The organism is uncultured Methanobrevibacter sp. (genome assembly GCF_902769175.1).
Classification (GTDB): domain Archaea; phylum Methanobacteriota; class Methanobacteria; order Methanobacteriales; family Methanobacteriaceae; genus Methanobrevibacter.
In genome coordinates this window covers 1-18,855 of record NZ_CACXNW010000029.1, presented here as the reverse complement: position 1 = coordinate 18,855, position 18,855 = coordinate 1, and the positions used below count along the sequence as shown (strand labels likewise).

At 30.7% G+C, this 18,855-nt stretch carries 13 protein-coding genes; 12 read left to right on the top strand and 1 reads right to left on the bottom strand.

The features are described from left to right. Window positions 1-477: 477 nt before the first annotated feature. On the bottom strand, window positions 478-1,308 hold the full coding sequence (locus tag QZV12_RS10645) for a hypothetical protein (protein ID WP_295621503.1): 831 nt from the start codon (window positions 1,306-1,308) through the stop codon (window positions 478-480). 1,085 nt (window positions 1,309-2,393) lie between these two features. On the opposite strand from QZV12_RS10645, the gene QZV12_RS10640 reads away from it, so the two are divergent. The 12 genes from QZV12_RS10640 to QZV12_RS10585 all read left to right on the top strand — a co-directional run bounded on the left by QZV12_RS10640 (window position 2,394) and on the right by QZV12_RS10585 (window position 18,677). Next, window positions 2,394-4,274 (top strand): hypothetical protein, encoded by a 1,881-nt coding sequence (locus tag QZV12_RS10640; protein WP_295621500.1) that lies wholly within the window; start codon window positions 2,394-2,396, stop codon window positions 4,272-4,274. 969 nt (window positions 4,275-5,243) lie between these two features. Next, window positions 5,244-5,471: a hypothetical protein gene (locus QZV12_RS10635; RefSeq protein ID WP_295621497.1), complete on the top strand. Its 228-nt coding sequence runs from the start codon at window positions 5,244-5,246 to the stop codon at window positions 5,469-5,471. Window positions 5,472-5,597: 126 nt separating this feature from the next. Continuing rightward, window positions 5,598-9,641 carry a hypothetical protein gene (locus QZV12_RS10630; RefSeq protein ID WP_295621494.1) on the top strand — a complete coding sequence of 1,348 codons (4,044 nt, stop codon included), beginning with the start codon at window positions 5,598-5,600 and terminating at the stop codon, window positions 9,639-9,641. 92 nt (window positions 9,642-9,733) lie between these two features. Next, window positions 9,734-10,858: a hypothetical protein gene (locus QZV12_RS10625; protein WP_295621490.1), complete on the top strand. Its 1,125-nt coding sequence runs from the start codon at window positions 9,734-9,736 to the stop codon at window positions 10,856-10,858. A gap of 93 nt (window positions 10,859-10,951) precedes the next feature. Next, on the top strand, window positions 10,952-11,755 hold the full coding sequence (locus QZV12_RS10620; RefSeq protein ID WP_295621487.1) for a hypothetical protein: 804 nt from the start codon (window positions 10,952-10,954) through the stop codon (window positions 11,753-11,755). Continuing rightward, entirely contained in the window at window positions 11,745-13,460 is a 1,716-nt protein-coding gene (locus QZV12_RS10615) for a hypothetical protein (RefSeq protein ID WP_295621484.1), read from the top strand. Before QZV12_RS10620 ends, QZV12_RS10615 begins: the two co-directional genes overlap by 11 nt. 102 nt (window positions 13,461-13,562) lie before the next feature. Beyond that, a complete protein-coding gene (locus QZV12_RS10610) occupies window positions 13,563-14,600 on the top strand; it encodes a hypothetical protein (RefSeq protein WP_295621481.1) in 1,038 nt (345 codons plus the stop codon). Window positions 14,601-14,634: 34 nt separating this feature from the next. Beyond that, window positions 14,635-14,895 carry a hypothetical protein gene (locus tag QZV12_RS10605; RefSeq protein ID WP_295621478.1) on the top strand — a complete coding sequence of 87 codons (261 nt, stop codon included), beginning with the start codon at window positions 14,635-14,637 and terminating at the stop codon, window positions 14,893-14,895. Further along, window positions 14,895-15,068 (top strand): hypothetical protein, encoded by a 174-nt coding sequence (locus QZV12_RS10600; protein ID WP_295621475.1) that lies wholly within the window; start codon window positions 14,895-14,897, stop codon window positions 15,066-15,068. Before QZV12_RS10605 ends, QZV12_RS10600 begins: the two co-directional genes overlap by 1 nt. Window positions 15,069-15,079: 11 nt before the next feature. Then, a complete protein-coding gene (locus tag QZV12_RS10595) occupies window positions 15,080-15,694 on the top strand; it encodes a hypothetical protein (RefSeq protein WP_295621472.1) in 615 nt (204 codons plus the stop codon). Window positions 15,695-15,875: 181 nt separating this feature from the next. Continuing rightward, a complete protein-coding gene (locus QZV12_RS10590; protein WP_295621468.1) occupies window positions 15,876-16,607 on the top strand; it encodes a hypothetical protein in 732 nt (243 codons plus the stop codon). Window positions 16,608-17,183: 576 nt separating this feature from the next. Then, on the top strand, window positions 17,184-18,677 hold the full coding sequence (locus tag QZV12_RS10585) for a sodium-dependent transporter (protein ID WP_295621464.1): 1,494 nt from the start codon (window positions 17,184-17,186) through the stop codon (window positions 18,675-18,677). Window positions 18,678-18,855 lie beyond the last annotated feature (178 nt).

The window sequence follows — 18,855 nt, the reverse complement described above, 5'->3', positions numbered from 1 at the left end:
AAATTTTATAGGCTTATTTATTTTTACATGATTTTTTTTGTCCAATTTTGCATTTGGTAGTCTAAAAATGTCAGCATTCTCGTTTTTGTTTTGAAATTTTGAGGAAGGTTTCAAAGTATTTGCTTATTTTTCGTAATGGTTGATAACCTATTTCCATTATTTTGGGTATTTTTGAGGTTATTTCTTCTAAAAGGTGTTTATTGTTTTTTATGGTTCCGGTAATTACTTATGATAATATTGCTGATGATATTTTATGCTGCTTAATTCACTTCTTTAAATGGGATGTTTATGAAACAATTAAATATTAAATAAATTTAATTTTCTTCTTTAAACATGTATTTAGGAAACTGATTTTCATCAATATTAAAAATAGAAAGATTTTGATAATCAAATAAAGATTTAAAATAAGGATAATAAAAAAAGTAAAAGCTTATTAATAAAATAAGCTTATATTTAAATCAATTTGTTGAAAGACAATTATTCTCCTCTTACCTTATGCCATATATCAGTCATTTTAATGTGAAACGGGTAATAGCTTGGGTCACGACTTACATTGGTTTTTTCACAAGTTCCATTACGCATTCTATTCATTATGCCTTCAATAATAGCTTCAGATGAGAAATAATAATTCTTTTTCAATACTTGATCAACAATAATTATTGTATCTACATAGTTATAATTGGCATAAACATGGATAATCAATTCATAAAGTTCATATCTTGGACCATTTGCATTTTTGTCAAGTGGTGTGAAACGTTTTTCTTCGAATGAGTTGTAATAAAAATCGATTGGTTCTTGAAGGGCATCTATCATTTCTTTAGTTACAACAATATGATTCGGATTTGCAGGTAAGAAATCATACCTATTTCCAGAAACATTTTCCATTACAGTAGGTAGGCTATCATTTTGCCTATCAAGAAGACCAGGAATGTTATCTTCAAAATTAAATAATCTTACACCCATTACATTGACAAATTGACAAATAGGAAAATCTTCAGATACTACATACGCATCTTTAGAAACAGATCCATTTCTTTCGGCCATATAACTGCTATGGGAAATAGGATCATTTTCAATAGTTGTATCCATATCTTGAGAAACATCTTCTTCTGCTTCATTCACTTCAACAAAAGAATCGCCATCATCAGTGGCAGCATTCATATCTTGAGAAACATCAAGTTCTACTTCATCTACATCAATAAAAGAATCGCCATCATCAATGGCAGCATTCATATCTGTTGCTGAAACACTTGCAACAGCAATAAAAAATACCAATAAAAAAATTGGAATCATCATATATTTTTTCATTTTTTTCTCCTCAGTTTTTTTCATATTGAACTCATCCCGATTAAAATAAATTAGTTAGTTCTTGTTTAAAAAATTTTTTTACCTTAAACTATCCATTATTTCAAAAGTCAAATAAGAACTTAACTCACTTAATAATAAATTAAATTAACTATTAATACTTTAACTGTCTAATAATGATTTATTTTAGTTAATAAGAACTTAAATAACTTAATTTTACTTAAAAACTACGGATTTTTTGTTAAGGCAATAATAAGTTGTTCATATTCCTATATAAAGCTTTTCGAGTGTAAGTCCTTACTTACACGATATTTTTTAAAAATAAGAATGGATATTTATTTAATATATAAATAAACTAATTTAAAATTCCCTATATTTATTAAAGATTCAGTTAATCTTTTATGTTTAATTTTGGCTATTTATGTAGCTTATGATGCATTCTAATGGGGAATGTGGATATGTTCTTGTAAAAGTTTATTTATTCTAAAATTAGGGTCTGTATATAAATTGTAGTAAATATATGAATTGAATGAGTAGGGCGGATATTGAATATGATAGGTATAGTGAACCAGATCCAATAATATGTCCAAGTAAGAGGATAATGGAAGATTAGGTCCTTATAATCCTTTTTAAGAATCAATTAATTTATATAACTTTTTAAGAGCAATTAATTTATATGCTTTTTTAAGAAGAAATTAATTATTATAACTTTTTAAGAGCAATTAATTCTATGGATGATGTGTCATTAATAAAAACATTAATAATTCCTTATATTTTTTCTAAAGATTCTATTTTTTAATAAAGACATTAATAATTCCTTATATTTTTTCTAAAGATTCTATTTTTTAATAAAGACATTAATAATTCCTTATATTTTTTTCTAAAGATTCTATTTTTTAATAAAGACATTAATAATTTATTATATTTTTTTCTAAAGATTCTATTTTTAATAAACATTAATAAGTTATATTGTATTAAATTTATTCAAATATTTTAAATAAGAGTATAAACATATTTTAAATTAATAGTTTTAATTAACGATTAATCTATTTTGATTAGCATTAAATTAAGTTATTATAAGTGATAAAATGATATTTGAAAAATCAAGCGATAATGAAAAACTCCAAAAGTTGGTAAAATCTTCTCTTTTGGAAATAAATAATCTTAAAATGGAAATTATAGAATTGGAAAAGAAACAGAATTCTTTAATTTCTCCTGAAGAATATGAAGCGTTGAAAACTAAATCTGAAGAATCATTAATGGAAAAGGATGATGAGATATATAATCTAAGGTCTCAGCATGAAACTGATATGTCTGAATTAAAGGCTCAGTATGAAACAGAAATGTCTGACTTAAGGTCTCACCATGAAACTGATATATCTGAATTAAGGTCTCAGCATGAAACAGAACTAACTAATTTAAAGAACAAGCATGTAAATGAGGTTTCAGATTTAAAGATTAAATATAATGATGATTTAAGAGCAAAAAACCAGGAAATCACTGATTTAAAAACTAATTTTGATACAGACTTAAAGAACAAAAGTCTTGAGCTCAGTGACTTCTTAACCAAATTTGACAATGATGTCAAAGCGAAAGAGGATGAAATCGCTGATTTGAAAGCAAAATATCAAGCGGACATTAATACTAAAACTTATGAAATTGAAAACTTTACTCATTCTTTAAACACAAATATTGAAGTCTTGAACAGATCCAAAGACCTTTTGAATTCTAAGGATGAAACAATTAGAAACTTGTCTGATAAGGTCAAGGAGCTTACAGAATTAAACGAATCTCTTTCTAAAATAAAAGAATCATTTGATGAAGAATTCAACACCTTTAAGACTTTTGAATTGGGTCAAGCAAATCTCAAATTAAAAGAGGCATTGAATGAAGTAGGCTTTAAGGACAGTGAGATACAAACATTGTCCAATGATTTGAAGATTGCTGAAAATAAGATATCTGAACTTCAGCGTCAAGTGACTGAAGCTAAGAGTAAGGAAAATCAAGCTAACCTTAAATTAGCCAATACATTAAGCAGTGTTGATGAAAAGAATATGGAAATACAATCCCTTAATGCTAAAATCGCTTCAAGAAACGAAGAGATCCTTGACTTGAAAAACAATTTAGTGAATAAGGATCATCTTGTAGCATTGCAGAGGGAAATCGATTCCCGTGATGTAGCTATTCGCGAAAGAGATGTTCAGATACAGCTATTGAAGGAAAAATCCGTTACTCGTGAGGACTATGCTAAGGTTCAAAATGAGTTGTCTAAGAAAGACCTTCAAATCCAAAGGCTCAATGAAGTTAAAGACCTCTTCTTTGAGTTGTCTGACAGCAAATTCCTTGATGACCAAGTTCATGACGGCATCATCAACAAGACCTCTTCTGAAGATAGGGAATTGATGGAATTGAATGACATCAAGAAGGAATTGGAATTGGCTAAAGAGAACAATATTAAAATTAGAGCAGTAGGTGCAGATGAGGATTATGAGCACATTGCTAATCTCATTGATTCCATGACTGCAGTTGAAGACACCGCACCACCTGCTAATGTGGTGGTTGAGGAACCTGCTCCTTCAACTAATGTCTCTGCCGAATTGGAAAATTCACTTAATGAACTTAATCAAAGCAATCTAGAGGAAATCGAAAGATTAAAGCAAGAAGTTGAGGAATACAAGTCTTCAGTTGAAGAGCTTGAAAAATTCAGATTTGTTTATGAGAAATTAACTGCTCCTCAATTAAAGAACCTAAACTCAATTCAGTCTCAAATATATCATTTGCTTCCTGATGATGAAGCTATGGATACATTGTCTGTTAAGGATTACCTTAATGACATTGCATTTAAAAACCTTTCCTTTGGAAACACAAAGAATATCCTTAAGAGTTTAGAAAGAAAGGGCTATGTTGAAGTGGCTAAAAAAGAGAATGATGTATTCTTCTGGAGAAAGCTTCCTTTGCCTGAAGAATAATTTGATTTAATTTAATTTGTTGTAAGATTTTTAAAAAAATCTTATTGTACAAATTTTTTTATTATTTCATATCCTTTATTTTATTTTCTAATCTTTTTATTATTTTTTATAATTTTTTTATTATTTCATATCCTTTGTTTTATTTTCTAAATTTTTTTTATTATTATTTTTCATTGTTTTTGTTTTCTTTTCGTTTTGTTTTTTATTTAGATTTGATTCTTTTTGTGATCCTTTTTTCATTTTTATCTTATGTGTTGAATACTTTGGATTTTAATTCTTTAAATTTTTGTATGTATCTGTGAAGTATGGTGTCTGTATATGGGTATATCTGTATATCTGTATATCTGCATATCTGTATATATATGGTAAAGATGAAAAATATTTATTTTATATTATAGGTGCATTATTTTCATTTGAGCTTAAATTAAATTGTTCTTTTTTTATATATCTTTATTTAAAATGACCTCTATTTTTCATTATATTAAAGATGGTTTTGGTTCAATATTTTGAGATAATGGTTGGGGGCATGTATTTGGCTCTTTTTTTCATTTTTTTGAACTAATTTTATACTATCTTTTGTATGAAATTTTTACGATTTTATTATTTTTTCATAATTTTTATAGATTTTATTTATTTTTATGGATTTTATTATTTTTTCATAATTTTTATAGATTTTATTATTTTTTCATAATTTTTATAGATTTTATTTATTTTTATGGATTTTATTATTTTTTCATAATTTTTATAGATTTTATTTATTTTTTTTAATTTAAATGAAATATTTTCAAAAACTTAATATATTATATGAAATATATATACATTTATTAAAAATATAGTATATTTAAAATTATCTTTGAAGATAGTTTTTAGGGGAAAACTGATATGCTAAATTTATGATAATTTAATATTTTATAAAATAACTAATAATAATGAGGATTTAATGTAATCTTTTAGAATGGGGGAATTTCTTTGAAGATTATTAATAAGGTTTTCATTGTATTTTTCATTTTGTTGTTGGCTGTGGGATTTGTTTCTGCATCTGATGATATTTTATACAATGGGACTGATGTGTTAAGCGTTGAGGCTGCTGCTTTAGATGGGAATGACTTGAGTCTTGATGCTAATTCAAAGGATGATGTTTTAAGTTTTGATAGTGATAGTCTAAATGATGGGGATTTAGGCAGTGATGATGTCTGATCAAATGCTAAGGATGTTTTAAGTGCTTCCAATCTTGGTCCGAATGATGAAGTTTTAGCTGATGATGAGCCTATTTTTGATTTTGATGATCCTGATTTTGATTGGGATGCGTATAATGAAGCTTATATGATGGAGCATTTTCCTGAATTGTTCAATGAGTCTTATACTGAGTATCCTTTGCTTGATTTTAGTTGTGGGGATGCTTCTGAGATTGTTACCAGTAATATTACTCAGTATGATTTTGGGGATGCTTATCGTGTTAAGGTTTTGGATGATGAGGGCAGACCTGTTTTTACTGGTAAGGTGGATTTTTATGTGAATCATGAGTTGGCAGGTACTTCTCTTGTTGATTATAGTGGTGTTGCTTCTTTGGATTTAAGCTCATGCATTAGTGTTAATGGTACTTATGATATTGTTTCATATTATTCTAGGGATGATGATTCTAATCTTATTTTGGCTCGTCAGAGTGTTGTGGTTAAACATTTGGATATGAATGATCGTGATATTCAGGTTATTTTAGAGGGTGTTAAGCTTTATGATTTAGGTGAGTATTATAGCGTTAAGGTTGTTGATAAGGCTGGTCGTCCTGTTACTGATGGTAATGTGTTTTTTATTGTTTATGATAGGGTTTATTATTCTAATTTGAGTGATGAGGGTATTGCTAGTTGTGTTTTGCCTTTGGATTTGAATTTCACTGGTAATCTTGTTGTTTGGAGCATTTATTCTGATGGGGATTTGTATGATTTGGCTGTTTCTGAGCAGATAAGTATTGGCACTCGTACTTTGATTGCTTTGGATACTACTTCTCTTGGTTCTCGTATGGATATTAGGTGGAGTGGTCGTGATTTTGTTTATGATGATGGGAAGTATCTTGCTTATCTTGGTAATGGGGGTTATCTTGTTATTGAGTTGAGTGGTAAGACTTATCTTCTTCATAATCTTACTCTTAAGACTGATATGGATTTTAATATGATTTTTCATAGTTTTCATGATGTGATTAATCAGGATGATGTTGTGGTTATTAATCTTGTTAATCGTACTTATCATATGGATGAGTATTCTTTTAGTGATCAGGAGTGGGATTATGTTTCTCGTTTTGATTTTGGTCAGTTGATTGTGAATGGTAATGGTGCTGTTCTTGAGGGTAATCGTGATCTTAATTTTATGTTTATTGGTTCTGATGCTAATGTTAATTTCTTTGATGTGAATATTACTAATTTTGATCATTGTTTTATTAATCATGGCAGTCTTATGTGTAAGGATTGTGTTTTTTATGATAATTTGGCTTATACTAATGGTGTGAAGCTTTGGGGTTCTGGTACTGTTGTTCATAATTATAATACTGTGTTTTTTGATGATTGTGTTTTTGTTGATAATGATGCGGAGTTTAATGGGTTTACCAAGGATCATATAGATGCTAGTATTTTGTATGCTGAGCCTTATTCCTTGAATATTTTTGATGGTCTTGTTGGTACTATGTATTCTGATTCATTTTATTGTGAGGAGTTTAGTACCACTATTGTTTATAATAATGATTATGAGGTTATTTCTAGGCTTTTAAAGGATAGTGAGATTGATATTAATGCTTATTTTGCTGTTGTTGATCCTATTGTCTTTAATGTGGATGAGCCTTGGGTTGTGAATGTTTCCAATGTTCAGGAGTTAGGTGCGGTCTTTTGGGTTTTGAATAGTTTTATTAATGCTAGTGAGGTTGTCATTAATTTGGCTCCTGGTGAGTATATTTTTGATGCTGATGACTATTCTGGTATTATGTATTTTAATTGGTGGCATAAGGCTTATGATGAGCTGGTTATGGAGAATCGTTATTTGTTGGATGTTGGTTTTTGTCCTGTGACTATTAATGGTAATGGTGCTGTTATTGGTGTTAAGGGTAATGGTGGTCAGAATGATTGTCATTTTGCTTTTGTGGGTAAGTATGGTTCTTTGACTTTGAATGATGTGGAGCTTAGGGATTTTAATACTGCTTTGCATGTTACTGGTGGTTTTTTTGCTAATCATACTGTCTTTAGGCATAATTTCCTTGATTATCGTTATTATAATGATAATGATGGTGGTGCTTTCAGGGCCTTTGGAGGTAGTGTTGTTTGTCATGATTGCAGTTTTATTGATAATGGTGTTGGTAATGATGCCACTATTTATATTGCTGATTTTTATGCGGGGAATGGTTCCTATGTTGAGTTAAGGAATTGTTCCAGTCCTGTTGGTATTGTGGATGATTCTTATCTTAAGTCTAGTTTGGTGGATAAGAAGAATGTTAATCTTAAGGATGGTTCTGTTTTTGAGGATGCCTTTGAGCTTGGTTTTGAGGATGTTGATTTTGTAATCTTTAATGTTAGTGATGATGCTTCCTACGGGGCTGTTTTTGATTATTTGAAAAATCATACTGTTGCCTGTTTGTATATTAATTTCACTGGTGATTATGTCTTTGGTTTTTCTGATGTTTTTGAGCGCAGGATGTCTGTTGTGTTTGTGAATAATGGTTTTGATGTCCGTTTTGATGAGATGGAGATTGACAAGTCTTCTAGTTTTACTTTTATTAATTTCGCTTTTGATGATGTTAAGATTGTCAATAAGGGTTCTGCCTCTTTTATTAATTGCAGTTTCTTTAATAGGGTTGGGGATGATTATTTCTTGAAGAATGAGGGTTCCTGTTCCTTGGTTAATTGCAGTTTCTTTAATAATTATTGTGATGATGAGATTATTTATAATGAGGGTACCTTGACTATTTATGATACTGTCTTTAGGAATAGTACTTATGATGGTGATGATTATGGTATCATTCATAATGATGGCGGTTCTGTTTCTTGTGTGAATACTGAATTTGGTGAAACTGATGGTGGCACTCATGTTTATAATTTTAATACTGGTAATTGTGGCTTTGCTTCTACTGGTTATCACTATAATAATGCTGAGTTTGATAAGCCTTGGTCTAATTTTAAGACTGGTTTGATTAAGGGTGCCTTTTTGTTGTGTACTGCTGTTGTGTCTTGGGGTGCAGGTTCTATTGTTGGTGTTCTTGCTCCGACTGTTGCTGGTATGATTGCTGCAACTGTTGTTGGTGCTGGTATTGGTTTTGGTTCTGGTCTTGCCTATGGTCTTATGGAGGGTAATGCTTATCATGATTACAGCAATCTTTGGAGTAATGTATTGTCTTTTACTATGGTGGGTCTTGGTATGAGTCAGACTGGTTTTAGTGTTTACAGTGCTTTTACTAAAAAGATTACTGAGGCTTTGAATAATAATCCTGATTTTGGTGTTGCTGGTAATCCTCAAGGTTATCCTGGTTCTCAGGGTGCTGGTAATCCTCAAGGTTATCCTGGTTCTCAGGGTGCTGCTGGTTCTCATGGTTCTGGGGAGATTTCTCTTAATGACGGGTATCAGAATTCTGCTTTTAGAGAGGTTATGGATCATGGTATTGAGGATTTGTTGTTTAATCTTAAGCCTGTTCAGAATTATTATCCTCAGGTTTATGGTTATTATGCGGATACTTATGCTGCCATGGCTGCTAATCCTCAGATTACTATTTTGGATATGATTAATTTTTATAATAGTCTTTATACTGCTATGGCAGCTGTTCAGATGCTTTTTAGTGCGCCTAATCAACAGGCTAATCAGCCTGCTACTCAACCGGCTAAACCCTCTGGTGGCGGTCTTGTTAATCAGATTGGTGTTCAGTTTATTAAGCCTTTTCAGATTGTTAATAGGATGGGTAATGGAGGTAGTTATCCAGAGGGTTCTTTTGTTGTTGCTGGGGCTCATTATGCGAATCCTTTTGTTGGTATTGATCCTGCTGTGGCTGGTGCTTTGGTGCGTAATCCTTTAAATATGTCTGATTATATGGAGAATTTTATTCGTAATAATACTTATTTGAGTTATTTGTTGAATTATCTTTCTTATAATACTCTTATTAGTGCTGGGTTTAATATTTCCCATACTAATAGGGCTTTGGTTTTGCTTCATAATTTTGCGATTTTGTATGAGCAGGCTTATTTGGCTGGTAGGTATTTCATGTCTAGTGATCTTCATTATAGTTTGCATTTTTATAGGCAGAGTCTTGGTAGTTTTGGTGTGCTACTATTATTAATGCTTTGTTTGATCCTCATAGTAGTGCTCTTGAGACTTGGGAGCATTTTTATAGGATGGCTGTAGGTGATTTTAATGCTCGTTTGGAGCAGGCTGGTATTCGTGAGTTTTTTGTAGCTGATAGGCATTATAGCTTGCGTACTGTTCTTAGTAATAATATGGTTTATCTTATTTCTTCTATTGATAATAGGATTAATCCAAGTTCTCCTAATTATCAGGAGTATCTTGCTGCGAGAGAGTGTTTCTATGATAATTTTATTAGAGGTGATCGTGGAAATATGGATCTGTTGTGGCATCTTTATAATATAGTTAAAAGGATTAATGAAACTGAAAATGGTCCGGTTAATCTTGCGGATTATAATTCTATGGTTTCCTTTGATTATGTTGATGTGATTAGGGATAATGTTTATAATGGTATTTTTAATCGTCCGAATTATATTGTTGCTTTAAGCGATTTGGATCTCAGAAATTTTTTCACTGAAGATATGCAATTATTACAAATTGTTAATCCTAGTTTATATAGTGATATTTTAAATCATTATTTCAGCAAATCAGAGTTTGATGATATTAAGCTTGTTAATGCTACTTTGCATGCTGAAATCATGGCTCTTTATTCTGGTCGTACTGAATTTGATGCTTGGCTAGCGGGAATCAAGCGTCTTCATAAAAATCCGGAATACAACGCCATTTTATGTAATAAATATATGGAAATACATAATAGTTTGTCATCCTATAGAACTGCTGTTATAAAAGAGAGAGACATTATTTTTTATCAGATTAGAATGGGTTTAGATGCTTCTAAGAAGCTTTTAAAATCTTATAAATTACTCAGTGATTCTGATAAAGTGTTGGTCAATAAGTATTTATATGATCAATCCTATGAGCTGATTAAAACATTTAATGGTCTGTATTATATGCAGGGGATATATGATTTCACTGAAAATTTAACCATGTTGTGGAATATCCATAATGTATCTGACGATTATTTTTTATCATTGATAGGGATATATTCTGCATTGGTTTGTTCAAGGAATATTAATGCTCTTTTCAAGAAAAATATCACTGATTTAAATGCAGGTCAAATTTCGGATATTTTACTAAATGAGATGCCTCAATACTATTTAACAACTTTTGGCTGTTTTTTTGGGGAGGATCATGGTTGTCATAGGAATCTTATGCTTAAAAATCTGGTTAAATATGTTCATTGGGGTAATACTAATGCAGTTGATAATTTAACTGAAGTATACAATTGGTTTGTATATTATAGCGGCCAATATGAGTAATTCTATAAATTAGATTATAATTTCCGTTTCTTCTTGCCTCTCGATTGGGATATGTATAATAATTTTACCTGGTATAAGTTAAATCGTGCCTACTTGTCTAATGAATTAACTAATGGTCTTGGCTATATACTCGCTCCGTTAGGAGATAATAAGTATATGGTCCTATATGGTGTACAAAAGTTTAATCCAATTAATGATTTACCGTCAAGGGCAAATATTGTTGAAAGGTTTAAGGAATATGATGGTGCAGGTCCAACCCATTTTTCTAATCTTTTGGATATATGGGCTTTTAATCAGTATTTAAAAATTAATGTAACTCAATTAAATATCTCTGTGATTGATTTGTATATTGATGCATTCAGTAATATTTTTTATGTAAATCAAGTTTATGGACCTGAATATTATGATAATATTACAAGACCTATGCCTTCCAAAGAAGTTGTTTTAAATCAAGAAATTAGTATGGGACTTGATGGCAAAAAAAACTTCTTTGATATGGATGTTTCAAAATTGTATAATAGGTTACTCTTATTTAAAGAGGCATGTCTAGTTGGGTATTGGCTTTTAATGGATTATTTTAATGACAATTTTGGTTATCCGACTACATCATTTACTCGCTGGGAGTTTAGTAATGCTCGTCACGAGTTTTACACTCTTGATAAGCAAGGAAAGCTTGTGACATATTATGAATTCTGCAATCGTATGATTGCTCAAATGAAGTTTATTATGGATAGCTTAGGTGTTCTTGATGGAAATGATATGATATTTAGAAGCGATAATTATTCAATTAGCCGTTTAATGGATTTGAGCAATAGGTATAATAATATTTTTAATAAAAGGGGCTTTTTTGAAAGAGGGGCAAATGTTGCTTCTTATGATGATATGATTGCTTGCTGATGAAATGGAGCATGATTTAATTTACTTGAGAAATACTAATAGGACCTTATATTATTTGATAATGAAGGATATTTTCGATGGTGCTTCTGATTTCAATGATTGGATGGATAAAAATATTATCTTAAGTCCTTCAGACCTTTTTAAGAAGTATGATGCTATTTATAATAGATTAAGCGAATATAGGGATTCTTCAAGAGTATCAGATAATGAAATCAATGTAATAATCAATCAACTGGATATTAACACTCTTAAATATCTATCTGCTGATGCTCAACAAGAAGTGTGCAGTCGTTTATTATACTTTATATTCTTCTGGGAATTGTTTCATGATAAGATTACTAATGAGCCTGTCTATCATAGGGATGGGTTCGATTTTAATGAGATTGGAAGGATGTCATTTGAGTTGTTGGATAAGCCTCTTGAGGATATTTTTAAGAGGTATGTTGAGGTAGTTGATCATGTGACATTCCATGTGTTTGATGATGATGTTGATATTGCTTCCTTGAAGATTGATGGAATGAGGAATCTTTTGATTAATAATCTTTATAGGGCTTATCATGCTCCTGATAGGTTCAGTGTTGTTTTTGACATTCTTGATGAAAGAGGCATTCATTTTGATCGTTTTATAGGATATGAAAATTATATTAATTCCATTGATAATGAGCATGATCTGATTGATCTGTATCATTCTATTCGCAGTAGGGTTGTTCATTATAGGGCTAATGTAGGTCCTGATCCTAATTTGTATCCTAATCCTTATGGTGGTTCTAATCCTTCTTCTGGTCTTAATCCTGATGTGAAGGGGTCTTTTAGTCTTGAAGATTTGAATAAGATGAAGATTATTATTATGGATGAGGTTCATTATGCTGATACTTCTAATATTTATGATATGGATAATCCTGATGCGGCTGCTATAAGTTATTTCTGGGGTGCTTGGAAAAAGTTTGCTAATGATTTTCCTGATGCTTCTGTAATGGTTGTAGAGGGTCTTATGGGTGGCGATGCTGAGAAGTTTTTCGAGCTTCATAAAAGTAATTCTACTTTTGTTCGTCAGCTTATTGTTAATTATTTGCAGAAGTTGTATGATGGTGTGGAGGGTAATCCTAACCCTGTGATTTCTGGTGTTGTCTTGACTCCGGCTATTGTTGAGGATATTGTGCGTATTATGGAGGATAGGACTATTATGGATGATATAGATATTTATAATGAGGATCATGAGGTGTTAGCTTATGTGACTGGGTCTTGGTGTATGGTATGTAAAAAGTATCCTGAGATTTCTGAGCATATTCTTAAAGATCTTTTAGGTGGTGATTTTGACCGTTATCTTGTTGGTTTAGGTTGGGATCATATGGATGATGTCCGTAAGATCATTGTTGATTATGTAAGAAAGCTTTATCTTAATTTTCCTCCTCCTGTGGTGGATGTTAAATTGTCTGATGTTGAGTTTAATGGTATTAGGAGGATTTTGTTGGATGAGTCTATTTATCCTAAAAAGGTTCATTATGTGCTTTCTGATGCTTTGACAAGATTGTATGGGTCTTGGGATTTGATTGAGGAGAAGTATCCTCGTATTGCTTTGAGTGTTAAGAATGGTTTATTTAAGGGTAATGCTGATTTGTTTATGTATGCCTATTTCAATGGTGATTCCTCTGTTGAGTATAAGGATATTCGTCAGAAGATTATTGATTTTATTCTTAAGCAATGAGGTTAAAATCCATGAAAATAATAGTATATTCGTCAGAAGATTATTGATTTTATTCAGAAGAATTTTTATGGAGGCAAGCCTGTTGAGGCTTTTGATGATTCTTTGAAGATTAATAGCAAGATGATTTCTGATTGTACTGTTGATGAGGTTTATACTTATGTTGTGAATCAGATTCTTGTTAGGTCTTTGGATATTTATAATGATGGGAATTTGGCTCAGTCTCTTTTAAAGGATGCTGATACTATTTTTGAGGCATCTATTCAGTTTATGGGTTTGATGGTTTCTGTTGGTGCTTCTGAAGAGGTATATAAGAAGGAGTTGAATCAGTTTAAGGATAGTCTTTTGAAAATTTTGGATAATATTAATGCCAATCCGTTAATTATTAAACGTTCTATTTTGGAGGATATTGAGAAGATTATGAATGATAAGAGCTTGATTTATGAGGGTGATTTGAGTTATGGTGGTATGGGTCAGGATTTTCTTGCCTTTTTAGGTTCTTGGCAACTTTTTGAGACTAGGCATCCTCAAATTGCCCGTGTCGTTTTTGAAGTTTTGTATCATGATGATTCTGGGTTATTTTCTACTTTTTATTCTCATTATGGTGATGATGCAGTGAGGAAGCGTATTATTGACTTTGTCAAGGGTTTGGATTTCAGTCAATATGCTAATATTATTCCTGCTTCTGCCTTTGAGAATCTAAATCCAAGTCAAGGTTCTTCCAACCAACAGAATGTTAATCATTCTTCGTTTGTTGTGGATAAATTTGTGATTCCTCAGCATGCTGTTTCTCAGGTTACTGTTGATGATGTTCTCGGTTTTATGAATGATGCGTTTAATAGGGCTAATGATTTTGTTGAGATTATTAAGGTTAAGGATACTGCTTTGGCTGCTACCTTACGGTCCCAGATTGATAGTCTTCATGATGAGTATTTCGAAAAGATTAACCCGATTGGTTACTGCTGGACGTATATTGAATTTGTTAGGGCCTTGAATGCCTTGTTTGAGAAAATAAATGCTGATACTTTTGTTGATCATAGTGATGAGCTTAAAAAATTAAACATTAAAAAGGAATCTTCTGGTAGCTTAAGTCATGATAAGTTCTTGGAGGCTATGAAAAAAATCTCTTCAGTCTGCCTATGATTTTGCTGATGCTGTTGGAAAGACCAATATTATTTTGGCTAATAAGATTCGTAAGAGTGCTATTGATTTATATGATAAATATATTGATAAGGTGCGTAGTGGAGGTTCCAGGACTTATTATTATAATCAGTTTGTTGATGATTTGAATCATCTGTTCCTTAGTCATATTGAGTCTAGCACGGGTTCTGTTAAGATTGAAGATTCTGATATCAGTAAATTGACAAATGATCAGATTCTTGCTGAGATCGATAAGCTTATGTTGCTGTCTGTGACTTATCCTAAAAAAAAAAAATAATGGATAGGTATAATGTGTTAAAGAATTCTAAAGGCATTGACAGAACTGATTTGATTGATTTATTGAAAGATATTAATGGTATGAAACAGCAGTTATTGGATAGTGCCATTAGGTTTGATTCTCTTAAAGGAAAAAGACTTTCTTCGATATCAATGCATATGGTAAAAACCTGAATTTAAATGGTTTGAGAGAGGCAATGAATAATGATTTAGACAAAATTAAAAATGCTTTACCTAATCTTTACGTTAGTTTGGACCGCAATTTTAATCTTAAGAGTTTGGATACAGTTAAATCTTTGGAGGAATGCAAAAAATTATGTGCTAAATTTAATAAATTTTCCAATTCTTTCTTGCAGTTCCATAGATTAGATGATGGATGGTATAAGGATTTGGCTAAGGACTTTGGCACAAAGAAGAATTATGGTAATATTGTAAGAAGTTATTTTGAGATTAAGGCTCCTGAGTTAGGCTTTACTAAGAATCTTTCTTTAGCTAGTTCAAAATCTATTAAAGAGTATATTAAGAGGGAGATGGATTGGTTTAAAATTAATAATAAAGGTCTTTATGATTATTATTTAGCGGAGCTTTTTGATGGTGCAGAATCTATGGATTCCTATTTTGCTAAATTTGAGGAGGGGGTGCCTGCTAGTCAGTTAGATGCTATTTATCAGGATCTTTATAGGCATATTCAAGAGGCTGTTCAACCGGCTAGGGATTTGCTTTTGAATATTTCCTCATATATTTATGATGAGAAAAAGAATAATATTTATTTTGAGAGCATAAAAAAAAAGCTACATTGATTAATTTGAATGGTAAGAATGCTGACTTCACTAGGCGTTTAGTTAGTGTGATTAAGAATTTTAATAGTTATTCTGTCCAATTTAGTTTTACGAAGGCTTTATTGGATGCTGGAATTAATCCTGTTGATGGTAGTATTAAACGGGAAACTAGGCAGATATTAAGAGTAGGATTCTTAAGGAATTGTCTATAACTGTAGATCTTCCTGATGATGAGTTTGGGTTTTTAGAAAGCCTTTTGGATCTTAATATAAATCTTCAAGTGCGAAATTTGCTATTGGCTGATTATGTTAATCTGATTAATAAGTATTTTTCTATGGGTCCTAATAAATATAGGTCTTTATTTGAATATCAGAGGATAGGCTTTGAACTTTTAAGATATCAGGCATTGGCTGGCCAGTGGTTAAGATGGTATCCTGAGGAACTTGAGGTTTTGAATAATTTAGAGTCTCTTAGATGTTATAGCATTTTGAATGAGTTTCTTTTGCTTAAGTTTAAAAATAGCGGCAAAAATCTTGCTAAGACGGGGATTAAGGATAGCGTGAGAAATTCGATTGAATATAATGTTTTGATTAAGGGTAATCAAGCTAATATTGCGAATTCACTGCATATGAATGTTTACTATACTGTTTTCAATAGGAGGAATCATCTTCCTATGGATTCTGATGTTTTGATTTTACTGATGGAATCTGATATGAAACTTTTGAAAAGCAATGATCGTGCCTTGTATAGAGAGATTAGGGATAAATTTTTAAATGGTAGCGATAAAATTGTAATTCCTGAAGGTTTTAAGTATGTTATTGAACACAACAGAGTAAACTATTTAAAAGGAATCTATAATCAAATATATGAGTATTTAGGTCGCTGTAGAAATAATGGTATTGTGGATGCTGTTGAGCCTCTTATTTATCATTGATTTTCAATTATGATGGAAATACTTTCTTTTTTAAAGGGAATTTACAAATTCCTTTTTTTTATTTTTTTTATGATTCTTTTTCATCTGTTCGCTCATTTGCATTTTTTTTATTTTTTTTATATTTTTTCTATTAAATTTTTCATTTCTTTTTTTTATTTTTTTTGAGTGCTCTCTAAAAATATATTTTTATAAAAATTGTTTCTTTATTTTTAAAATAAATGGTTTTAGATGTTTTTTTGAAATATTTTCATACTTTTGGCGGATACTCTTTTTATATTCTTTTCTATTAAATTTTTCATTTCTTCGTAATTTAATTCGTAAAAAGCATTTGATGTGATAATATTGTTGTTTTTCTATGTAGATAATGTCTATTATTTCTTCATTATGTATGATTTGTATTTCTCTCTATTTTTTTCTTAATTTTTTTTAAGATTTTGTTTATTTTGCATTTTTTCTCTATTTTTTTCATTATTTTTTATTTTTCTTCATTTTTTTTAGTTATTTTTTCAAAAATAACCTTAAGATTTATATGTTTAAAGTTATATAACAATAGTTACGTATTATGGAGATATTTTAATGTCAAAGGAATATAACGAATGGAGCAGCAATTTATCATTTATTCTTGCAATGATTGGATCTGCAGTAGGCTTAGGGAATATATGGAGATATCCTTATGTTTTATACTCAAATGGAGGTGGAGCATTTTATATTCCTTATCTTACGGCAATATTAGTATTGGCTATACCATTTTTAATATTGGAATATGGTGTTGGCTATAATTTCAGGTCCTCATTTGCCAAGGGCATTACAAATATCAACCCAGAATTCCAATTTTTTGGATGGTTCCTTCCAGTTGTCATATTCATAATGACAATATACTACTCAACAATCATTGGATGGGATGGAATCTACGTTATCTTAAGCTTCTTTAAGGGATGGGGATCAAATCCAAATGCATTCCTTACCAATAATGTTCTGCATGCCAGTTCCAATTTAGGGGATGTCACTACATTTGTTCCTTTGGTTGGCATTTCAATGCTTGTCTGTTGGTTTATTGTATGGTCAATATCTCATAAAAAGGTCAGTTCTGGATTAAGCAATGTTTCTAAAGTGGTTATTCCATTATTATTTGCTATAATGATATTCATTGTCGGTTTCTCTTTAACCTTACCTGGAGCAAATCTTGGTTTGAATGAACTGTTTAAACCGGACTGGTCCCTTTTAAGCAATTTTTCAATTTGGATGGCTGCTTTTGGACAAATATTCTTCTCGTTGAGTTTGGGAATGGGAGCAGCATTTACTTTTGCAAGCTATACAAAGAGTGATATTGACTTAATTTCAAGCTCATTATATGTGATAGCAGCAAATTCCATTTTTGAAAACTTTGCAGCATTAGGAGTATTCTCTGTTTTAGGATATATGTCACTTCAATCAGGGGTTCCTGTTTCAGAAATCGTATCTCAAGGAACAGGTTTGATTTTTGTTGTATATCCAACAGTATTCAATATATTAGGTCCTTTAGCATTAATAATAGCTCCATTGTTCTTCTTCACTGTATATATTTCAGGTATTACAAGCATGTTGTCTTCATTTGAGGTATTTTCCTCATCTGTTCAAAATAAATTTCATTTGTCAAGAAAAAAGGCTGTAACTATTTTATGTATAATTGGAGCTATCATATCAATGGTTTTTGCAACAGCTCCTGGAGAATTCCTAGTGACAGTTACAGATGAGTTTGTAAATAATATTTCCCTTGTAATATCAGTATTCATTGAATGCCTAATATTTTCATGGATATTCAATATGAAAAAGATAATCAGCTTTTTCAATGATCAAAGCAAATTTTTAAAGATAGGCAATTGGTGGGTAGTAACCGTTAGATATATCATTTCAGTGCTTTTGATTGTAATATGGATTGGAGGAATTCATGAAATCATAACTACTGAAACAACAGAACATTTAATTCTGCTGATGCTATTGTCTATTTTCTCATTGCTTATGGCATTTATTTTTACTAAATTGCCTCCAAGAACTGAAAACTGGTTAAAAGTAGAAGAAAGAGTAAAATAAGTTTTCAGCTCTTTAATTTTTTAATTATTTCATCTCTGTCCTTTTTTTATCTTTTATTTAATTTATTATATTATTATATAATTTTTTTTTTAATTATTTGAGAGGGTGTCACAAATTTTGAAAAAAAATCAAATTCATGATCCCAATTTTTTTTTTTAATTTTTTCCAAAATCCAAAA